The organism is Nonomuraea longispora, from assembly GCF_004348345.1.
GTDB classification, from domain to species: Bacteria; Actinomycetota; Actinomycetes; order Streptosporangiales; family Streptosporangiaceae; genus Nonomuraea; species Nonomuraea longispora.
The window spans coordinates 1-1,525 of record NZ_SMJZ01000424.1 but is presented as its reverse complement, the minus strand read 5'-3'; the positions used below and the strand labels follow the sequence as shown (position 1 = coordinate 1,525).

Annotated in this window: 1 protein-coding gene; it reads left to right on the top strand. The window is 74.7% G+C overall.

The window, feature by feature from the left end; translation table 11 throughout:
* Positions 1–1,525 (top strand): amino acid adenylation domain-containing protein (locus E1267_RS43710; protein ID WP_132342188.1); only part of this gene is annotated, 1,525 nt, incomplete at both ends.

Here is a 1,525-nt window from a genome sequence, read left to right as displayed (position 1 = left end):
ACGCTGGCCGACGCGTACGCCGCCGCCCGGCCCGAGCCCACCGCGACCGCCGTGACCTGGCACGACATCTCGCTGACCCATGCGGAGCTGGACGCCGCCGCCACCAGGCTGGCCCGGGCCCTGACGGCCAGAGGGGTGGGGCCCGAGTCGAGGGTGGCCGTGGCGCTGCCGCGTTCGGCCGGTCTCATCGTCGCCTTGCTCGCCGTCGTGAAGGCGGGCGGCTGTTACGTGCCGCTCGACCTCGACGCCCCGGCGGCCCGGCTGTCGTTCATCCTGGACGACGCCGCGCCGGCGTGCCTGCTGACGGACCCCGGCACCCTGGCCGGGCTGCCCGGGACCGGCGTGCCGATCGTGCTGCTGGACGGCGGGCTGGACGGCGGGCTGGACGGCGGGCTGGACGGCGGGCTGGACGGAGACCTCGGCGCCCGGTCCCCATCCGCCGGAGCCGACAACACGGCGTACGTCATCTACACCTCCGGCTCGACGGGCGCGCCCAAGGGGGTCGAGGTGACGCACCGCAACGCGCTGTCGTTGTTCGCCGCGGCCCGGGAACTGTTCGACTTCGACCGTACGGACGTGTGGACGATGTTCCATTCCGCCGCGTTCGACTTCTCGGTGTGGGAGATGTGGGGCGCGCTGCTGCACGGCGGGCGGCTGGTGATCGTCGACAGGGGGGTGGCCCGCGACCCGCGGCGCTTCCTCGACCTGCTGGAGCGCGAGCGCGTGACCGTGCTCGGCCAGACCCCGTCGGCGTTCTACCCGCTGGCCCAGGCGACGCGGGGGGAGCTCGCCCTCCGGTACGTCGTCTTCGGCGGCGAGGCGCTGGACCCCGCCCGCCTGGCGTCGTGGCAACGCCGTCACCCTGCCGCGCGGCTGGTCAACATGTACGGCATCACCGAGACCTGCGTACACGTCACCTTCAGGGAGCTGACCCCGCACGACACCGGGGGCGAACCCGCGAGCGTGATCGGCAGCCCGCTGCCGGGCCTCGGCGTTCACCTGCTCGACCGCTACCTGCAGCCGGTCCCGCCGGGAGTGACGGGCGAGGTGTACGTGTCCGGTGACCAGCTGGCCCGCGGCTACCTCGGCCGCCCGTCGCTGACCGCGGCCCGCTTCGTGGCCGACCCGTTCACCCCGGGCGGCCGCCTCTACCGCAGCGGCGACCTCGCGCGCCGGACCCGCGACGGCGACCTCGTCTATCTGGGACGGGCCGACCAGCAGGTGAAGGTGCGCGGCTACCGGGTCGAACCGGGCGAGATCGAGGCCGCGCTCCTGGGGCTGGACGGCGTGGCCAACGCCGCGGCGGCGGTGCGCGAGGACCAGCAGGGCCGCCGGCGGCTCGTGGCCTACGTGGTCGCCCGTCCCGGCGCCCGGATCGAGGTGGAGGCGGCGCGGTCGCACCTGTCCCGGCTGCTGCCCCCGTACGCGGTCCCCGCGGTCTTCGTCCCGCTTGAGGCGCTGCCGCTCACGGTCAACGGCAAGCTCGACAGGGACGCGCTGACCGCCGTCCCCCTCCTGTCTCTTA